We start from the raw sequence: 1,121 nt of genomic DNA, 5'->3' as shown, positions 1-1,121 counted from the left end.
ACTGGTAAATTTCCGGTTGAGGATACTTTTCAGCGTTAGCTTCATCAGCAGTGCCCAATTCATAACACGGCCTCCTGCCCTTTATTTGAAGACTGTTCGCAAGCGCGGTTGAGTTCGCCTAACTGAATACTGCGATCAAAAGCGGCTTCCAGGCCAGCATCGTGGCTAACAAACAATATGGTCGCACCACTTTGCTTACACTCTTCTAGTAGTAACTGAATAAAGTGTTCACGTGTATCGGCATCCAATGCAGAGGTCGGCTCATCGGCAATAATGAGTTCCGGCGAGCCAATCAAGGCCCGGGCGGCGGCGACACGCTGCTGTTGGCCAACGCTCAAATCAGATACTTTTCGTGTCAGCATGGAGCGATCATTTAGCTGAAGCTGCGATAACAAGCGATAAGCTTCCTCTTCCAGGCTGCCCGACTTTGCTAATACTCGTTGAGTACGCAACTTAGAAAATTTACATGCCAGTGTGATATTTTCAATTACCGACAAATAAGGAATCAGGTTAAAAAGCTGAAAGATAAAGCCTATATGATCAGCTCTGAAGTGGTCTCGCCGGCTCTGACGCAGCTTGCTAATATCCGTCCCCAAAACCTCGATACAACCCGCATCAGGTAGGTTGATCCCACCTATAAGGCTTAACAAGGTCGTCTTCCCTGTACCACTCTCCCCTTTAATAAAGACACCTTCGCCACTAAGCACTTCAAACTTGGGGATATCGAGAACATCCCGCTGGCCCGAAGGCCAGCGGAAGCGTAAGTTGTCTACTTTCAACAGTACTTGTTTAGCATCCATATTAGAACGTAATACTCGTTTTACGGTGATCAAGCTCCTGTAAGCTCTGACCTGCGCTTGAAATAACCTGTGCTTCAACCTCCTGAAGAGAATTGAAGAGTTCAAACAAGCTAACCTTTACATCTTTCAGTGCCGCGATATTTTTACACTCGAAATGATACTCAGCTTCAAACTCACTATGTGATGCTTCGTGGTGATCATCATGTTCATCGTGATGCTCGTCATCGTGGTCCTCATGATGCTCGTCATCATNCCCCTTATGCGCTCCTGACAATAGCGCAGAAGAAACCGTTACATGCTCCAATTCGCAACCAGCACTCG

Annotated in this window: 2 protein-coding genes; both read right to left on the bottom strand. The window is 47.0% G+C overall.

The features are described from left to right. Window positions 1–59 precede the first annotated feature (59 nt). A complete protein-coding gene (locus A3757_RS00865; protein WP_068506881.1) occupies window positions 60–800 on the bottom strand; it encodes an ABC transporter ATP-binding protein in 741 nt (246 codons plus the stop codon). Between the two features lies 1 nt (window position 801). Then, on the bottom strand, window positions 802–1,121 hold a 320-nt coding region (locus A3757_RS00860), incomplete at its 5' end, for a DUF2796 domain-containing protein (protein ID WP_156506070.1).

It is taken from the genome of Oleiphilus sp. HI0117, from assembly GCF_001635235.1.
This window is presented reverse-complemented; position numbering and strand designations above follow the sequence as displayed.